The sequence below is a fragment of the Bradyrhizobium ferriligni genome (assembly GCF_056837965.1).
In genome coordinates, this window is sequence record NZ_JBXEJO010000046.1 from 75,753 (window position 1) to 82,266 (window position 6,514).

5 protein-coding genes and 2 pseudogenes are annotated in these 6,514 nt (G+C 59.4%); 5 read left to right on the forward strand and 2 right to left on the reverse strand.

The features are described 5' to 3' along the window. Positions 1-259: 259 nt before the first annotated feature. Positions 260-711: pseudogene (locus AC1VNY_RS26040) on the reverse strand (recombinase family protein); the annotation flags it as partial. A 59-nt stretch (positions 712-770) separates the two neighbouring features. On the opposite strand from AC1VNY_RS26040, the gene AC1VNY_RS26045 reads away from it, so the two are divergent. The 3 genes and pseudogenes from AC1VNY_RS26045 (at position 771) to AC1VNY_RS26055 (ending at position 4,037) form a co-directional block, all read left to right on the forward strand. After that, on the forward strand, positions 771-2,351 hold the full coding sequence (locus tag AC1VNY_RS26045; protein ID WP_482407338.1) for an acyl-CoA dehydrogenase family protein: 1,581 nt from the start codon (positions 771-773) through the stop codon (positions 2,349-2,351). 241 nt (positions 2,352-2,592) lie between these two features. After that, a pseudogene (locus tag AC1VNY_RS26050) lies at positions 2,593-2,706 on the forward strand (DUF932 domain-containing protein); the annotation flags it as partial. A gap of 380 nt (positions 2,707-3,086) precedes the next feature. Then, a complete protein-coding gene (locus tag AC1VNY_RS26055; RefSeq protein ID WP_482407339.1) occupies positions 3,087-4,037 on the forward strand; it encodes an oxygenase MpaB family protein in 951 nt (316 codons plus the stop codon). A gap of 467 nt (positions 4,038-4,504) precedes the next feature. Here AC1VNY_RS26055 and AC1VNY_RS26060 read toward each other — a convergent pair whose 3' ends face one another. Then, positions 4,505-4,801 (reverse strand): hypothetical protein, encoded by a 297-nt coding sequence (locus AC1VNY_RS26060; protein WP_482407340.1) that lies wholly within the window; start codon positions 4,799-4,801, stop codon positions 4,505-4,507. Positions 4,802-5,093: 292 nt separating this feature from the next. Between AC1VNY_RS26060 and AC1VNY_RS26065 the strand changes: the two genes are divergently transcribed. After that, entirely contained in the window at positions 5,094-5,408 is a 315-nt protein-coding gene (locus tag AC1VNY_RS26065; RefSeq protein WP_482407341.1) for a co-chaperone GroES, read from the forward strand. Positions 5,409-5,477: 69 nt separating this feature from the next. Further along, the coding region (gene groEL / locus AC1VNY_RS26070; protein WP_482407342.1) for a chaperonin GroEL at positions 5,478-6,514 on the forward strand (1,037 nt) is incomplete at its 3' end.

Here is a 6,514-nt window from a genome sequence, read left to right on the forward strand (position 1 = left end):
TCGATTGAACTCGCATATATCGTCTTGAAAGCGCCTGGCCTGACCTAGATCCTGGTCTCAGCGGGATTTTATCCGCATCGTCGCTCCGTGCTGTTCTGACCGCCCCCATCAATCGTCTCTGCAGATCCTGCTTTCCCGAAGAGCTTGCCGATCCACAGATAGCAGTTCAGGGCATCGAATTGCCCTAGCGTGTGGCTGCGAGAGCAAGCCCGCCCGATTAGACTATCTTAAACTGCAGTTAGCCATCCCAGCCTGGGTCCACTCGAACCTTCGCCGGAATCATCCTGAACTTGCGTCCCCCTTTTCCGGCCGCGGGTTCGGGCCGAAGCCAACCCTGCGCGCGCGCTCGGAGATCAGGTCGCGCTCAAACTCCACAAGCGCCGCGAATATGCCGAAATTAAACTTGCCGCTGTGGGGAGATGCTCTCGATTGCTGAACCTTGACTACACAGGACGCGGAAGCCGATGCCGCGCTTGCCCAGGTCGTGAACGGAATTGACGAGATGGCGCAGATCGCGACCAAGCAGATCCAGCTTCCACACCACCAGGATGTCGCCCGGGCGCAGCGCCTTCAGGCAAGCCGCCAGCTCCGGCCGATCATCGCGGCGGCCGGAAGCCCGGTCAGCTGATCGGATTTGATGCCAGCAGCAAGCAAAGCATCTTTCTGCAAGTCCAAAGTTTGAGAGTCATCCGCTTTTGAGACCTCGTGTATACTACGCCCGCATCCCGATATACCAACGTGTAATCGAGCTAGCCACGGGGATGATTGGCATGAAGAGCGCATTCAATCATTACGGCTTAATGGCTATGTACACTGAATTTTACCCGCTATCCGGGGAGTCGCAGGAACGTACAGCTGAAGGTGCTGCACCTACCCTATATTCCAGTTTAATCGATGACCTGAGTCAGTTGAATTTCGCGGATGCGGATGACCGTCGGGCATTCCCTCCCACCCTACACAGCATATTTGCAAGGCATGGACTGTTCGGGCTCACTACACAAGCAGAGCACGGCGGATTAGCTCTTCCCTTGCAAGAGGCAATCGACCTCATCTCCGCCACCGCATCCTTTGATATCTCGGCTGCCTCTACCCTCGTCATCCATAACTTCCTGGCCTTGCCCTGCATCGAAGCGGCGCCGCACGTCCCTGAACAAAGGCAGGTCATGTGGGGGGCAACACGCGGCGACCTTTGCGCTTTCGCTTTGACAGAGCCTGGAGCTGGCTCTGCCCCGCGGCATATAGAGGCTTCGGCTTTTATGCACGAAGATAGAGTTCGCATCACTGGCCGCAAAATCTGGATTGGCCTCGCTGACTGGGCTCGCTGGATCGTTTGCTTTGCCCGAGCCTCTGGTCCAGATGCGAAAGGTCGGCTCGTTGGTGTATTGGTTGATAGGCAGGCTCCGGGTCTAAAAGTCACCCACGAGCATCGCACACTGGGTTTGCGTGGCATTATCCAAAATACTCTGGAGTTCCAAGATGTCGAGGTACCGAGCGCTTACGTGCTCTCTCGCGATCAAGACGGCTGGGGAGCAGCAGCATCTAGCATGAACCGCGGGCGTATCGGTGTGGCGGCAATGGGTCTTGGAGCCCTTGAGCGCGCTATCCAGGTTGCAGCCTCTTATGCAAGCCATCGCCGACTAGGTAAGCTGCGGATGATTGAGAACAGCTATATCGAACAGTTATTTGGGCAGATGGTACTCCGGCGCGAAGTAGTGAAGGCAATGCTGGATGCCTCCTGCCGACTTGTCTCAGCGCAGGGCGCGCCTAACATCCACCTTGCATCGGCAACGAAGGTTTTGTCGTCGGAGTGGTGCGGCCTCGTCGCTGATCAATGTGTCCAACTGTTGGGTGGCCGTGGATACGATGAGGGAACGCCTGTCGCTAAAATCTATCGAGACGCCCGCATTCTCCGTATCTTCGAAGGTCCGACCGAGACGCTCCTATCACATCTCGGCCGCTGCCTTCTCTCTAGAGCCACACGTGACGAAATAGCCGATCTTTTTCTGTCTCTTGGTGCGGCGCCAGTCCATGCTGCTGCAATTGAGGAACTCTCTGGGCTCAACGAGACAGACGGTGCGGTGCTAATCTATGCGGGCTGGCTCACCACACTAGGACTGGCACAAGCTGTCATGTCTGCTGGTTGCTCCTCCGCCTCAGATTGTGCCGCAGCCGCCGCTGACCTGGTCAGTTCCGAATTCGCAACTCTTCGCACTCGCGCGCCGGCGCGCCTATGTTTTGAAGGCCGCATTCGCGCTAGTCGGACTCTGAATGCCTTTCTTCAAAACGCAGCTTCTTCCATCCGCTCCCCTGTCCTCACAGACGATTACCTCAAATTGGAGCAGTATGTTTAATGTCCCGCTAGCAAGCGGAGCGAGGATGTCCATCCTATAGTTGCCGGCGTTGCGAGCACGCCGATTCACGCTCGATCCTCAGCGAGTGCTTGCCACGCCAACAAACCAGTGATCGGGCGGGTCAAGACCGCCTGTCCTCCGAAGGCGGCGGCGAAGAGCGTAGGGACGAAGGAAATTCGCCTTCAAAACGATTGTGAGCGCGAGGGGCGAGATCATTTTGAGAATAAAACCATGCCTTCGCCAGCTTGCAAGCCAGGTTGGCGCACCCGCCATCCACCTGGGGCAGTTCCTCGCGGCACTCGCAGGGATCAACCTGCAATATGGCCTGACCGCCAATCGCGTCGAGCAGATCAAAAACGCTCTTGAGCGCGCCGTAATGTTTTAGCCCAGCGCCGGTCATGACCGTTCCGCGCGCTTCGTTTCGAGAGTTTTTGAATCGTAGAACAAGATACTCTGAACGACAGCGCTGCAGAGTGAGCGCGTTCGATCGAAACAATACGCTTTCGAGAGTATGAAAGACGGCGGCGGCGGGCAGTTTCTTCAGCAAACGGTGCCGTAGCAGCCGCTGCACCCGGCTCAGTCCTACCCGCATGGGGTGCGACCAAATGTCAGGCCCCCCGTATTCCGCGCGGGTGGACATCATGTGACAACGTTGAGAGAGCTATGGTTTGCTGAATTGCGATAGCCTGCACGGACCAGTGGAATACCCCCCTGTCTGCTTCGGAAGGTGCGCATTTGGTCTCCGAAAGCGACCTCGAGCTCGCTCTTGATTTCGTCCGGGCTCGGGCCGCCGGACCGGTCGAGGGCATTTTTGGTCCAGGGTCGATGACCTGGCGGATCGACCGAGAAGCCGTCACCTTTTTGGGAGCCGGTCGCGCCTTGTTGCTTCAGCTGGCGCATCCTTGTGTCGCCGCCGCCGTGGCCGAGCACTCGCGAACCTTCGCGGATCCGATCGGTCGCTTCCATCGAACCTTTGACGTAGTGTTTACGATGGTGTTCGGCTCGCTCGATGCGGCCCTTACCGCTGCCCGGCACCTGCACCACCGCCATACCATGATCGTCGGCCGCCTGCCCGAAGCAATCGGTCCGTTCGCGAGCGGCTCGCCCTACCGCGCCAACGAGGTCGCAGCGTTGCGCTGGGTTCACGCGACCCTCGTCGACACCGCTCTGGCCGTCCACGACCTGATCCTGCCTCCGTTCACGGTCGAAGAGCGCGAGCGCTATTGGGCCGAGAGCCGGCTGTTTGGGGCATTGTTCGGGCTGACGTCGAGCGACTTGCCGGCGGATTGGAACGCGTTCGCCGGCTACACCGCGGCGATGATGCAATCGGATACATTGTCCGTCAGCACCGCCGCGCGCGAGGTGGCCCGACAGATCTTCGCCGGTGGGCGACCATGGTTGCGGCCGCCGCGCTGGTATCAAACGCTGAGTGCCGAGCTGCTACCGGACCGATTGCGCGCCGGCTTCGGATTTGCCTGTGACGAGCGCGACAGGAAGGCCGCAGAGCGTGCCGTTGCACGAATACGTCGCATCTATCCCAAAATACCGACCCAGCTTCGCTACGTCGGCCCCTACCAGGAAGCTCGAGCGCGACTGCAGGGAACGCCGCAGCTGGGCTGGACAACCCGGTGCCTGAACAGGGCATGGATAGGACGCCCTAGGTTGGAAGAGCGCTGGAACAGGTAAAGCTGTCCCGGACAGCCGCGGACGTAGCGGCGATCCTTTTATACCGCGATCGCGGTCCTGCACGACCGGGCCAGGAACTCGAGCTCGGCGGAACGCGGCTGGGTGGGCCGACGCTGCCCCACAGGCCTATGTTGTCACCTCCCGCAACAGAACTGGCCATGCCGGTCGACCGTCGCCGTTTCCGGGTCAACGTTTACGTCGACGGGACGGAGGAACAAGCTGCATTGTTTTGTTAGTTCTTAGTCGAAAGACACGTCCCTGCCGACCACTTGTTCCGGTCGATCGACAGGTTTGTGAACTCCCGCAGCCTCTTAGGCCTCCCCTACGGCCGACGAGCATCGCTTCAAAGAACGCGTCGTTTGCACTTATAAATCGGCCTCCCGGCTGTCGCCTTCGGGTCCCGAGCGGCGGTAGAGACCGCACGCGGAGAAGTCCGGTCCTCTCGCGACAACCGACACGCGAAAGACTTACGCATCAGATTCTATCTTCAACAAAACTTCCCCGGCGATGATTTCGGGGTCTCCAAGATCAAGGTCATGCAGGCTTGCTTGAACGAAATCCAGCACTTTATTGTTCGCAGCATTGGCGCTTTCGCGGTCCTTGAATATCATCACAGCGACACCGACGCCATCGCCCCCATCCAATACGTAATAAGATATGAATCCGGGCGATTCCCTTAGGATCTGACCGATGCCGCTTTTGGCGCGGCGAGCAGCATCCGCAACCGAACGAACCTTGGTGTACTTTCGAATGAAGATGTACATCAGCCACCCATGCGTCTCAGTCCTAACCGGCGCATCAAAGCATATTGGGCCTGTGCTGGACTAGGACCTACTTCCGCGTTGGTGCGTCGATTTAATATGCCCGCAGCCACGTCCGATCTCCCCCAAAACAGCCGCGCCAAAGTGAGGGGCACGGTTCAGACACCAAGGGCGAACAGGCGACATGGGTCGAAGCCCTTGCGCGGGAGTGTCACAGACTTATGTGAGAAGCGGTGAGCACTCGCTCATTGCGACTGCCAATCCAACGATAATCACAAAAGCCAAGGAGGATCGCATGAAATTCCGTCCGCTTCACGACCGCGTCGTGGTCAAGCGTATCGACGCCGAAGAGAAGACTGCTGGTGGCATCATCATTCCGGACAGTGCCAAGGAAAAGCCCTCGCAGGGCGAAGTCATCGCCTTTGGCCCGGGCGGCCGCGATGAAGCTGGCAAGCTGATCCCCATCGACGTCAAGGTCGGCGACCGTGTCCTGTTCGGCAAGTGGTCGGGCACCGAGGTCAAGATCGACGGCGAAGACCTGCCGATCATGAAGGAGAGCGACATCATGGGTGTTCTCACCGACGTCGCCGGCTCCAAGAAGGCGGCCTAACGCTGACCGCCGCAAACGCTCATCCCTGCCTCGCAGGTGAGAGACGAATTTCAATTCAAGGAGGAAAATATGTCAGCTAAAGAGGTCAAACTGGGTGTCGATGCCCGCGATCGCATGCTGCGTGGCGTCGACATCCTCGCCAACGCGGTGAAGGTCACCCTCGGTCCGAAGGGCCGCAACGTGGTGCTCGAGAAGTCGTTCGGCGCGCCCCGCATCACCAAGGACGGCGTTGCCGTCGCCAAGGAGATTGAGCTCGAGGACAAGTTCGAGAACATGGGCGCCCAGATGGTGCGGGAGGTGGCGTCGAAGGCGGCGGATGCTGCCGGCGACGGCACCACCACCGCGACCGTGCTGGCTGCGGCGATCGTCCGTGAAGGCGCTAAATCGGTTGCCGCCGGCATGAACCCGATGGATCTGAAGCGCGGTATCGACCTCGCGGTCGAAGCCGTCGTTGCGGATCTGGAAAAAAACTCCAAGAAGGTGACCTCGAACGAGGAAATCGCCCAGGTCGGGACCATTTCGGCCAACGGCGATGCCGAGATCGGCAAGTTCCTCGCTGACGCCATGAAGAAGGTCGGCAACGAGGGGGTGATCACGGTCGAGGAAGCCAAGTCGCTTGAGACCGAGCTCGACGTCGTCGAGGGCATGCAGTTCGACCGCGGCTACATCTCGCCCTACTTCGTCACCAACGCCGATAAGATGCGCGCTGAGATGGACGACGCCTACGTCTTGATATACGAAAAGAAGCTTTCCTCGCTGAATGAGCTGCTGCCCCTGCTCGAGGCCGTGGTGCAGACCGGCAAGCCGCTGGTCATCGTCGCCGAGGACGTCGAAGGCGAGGCTTTGGCCACGCTGGTCGTCAACCGTCTCCGCGGTGGTCTGAAGGTCGCAGCCGTCAAGGCTCCGGGCTTCGGCGATCGCCGCAAGGCCATGCTGCAGGACATCGCGATCCTGACCGGCGGCCAGGCCATCTCGGAAGACCTCGGCATCAAGCTCGAGAACGTCACGCTGCAGATGCTCGGTCGCGCCAAGAAGGTGATGATCGACAAGGAGAACACCACGATCGTCAACGGCGCCGGCAAGAAGGCCGACATCGACGCCCGCGT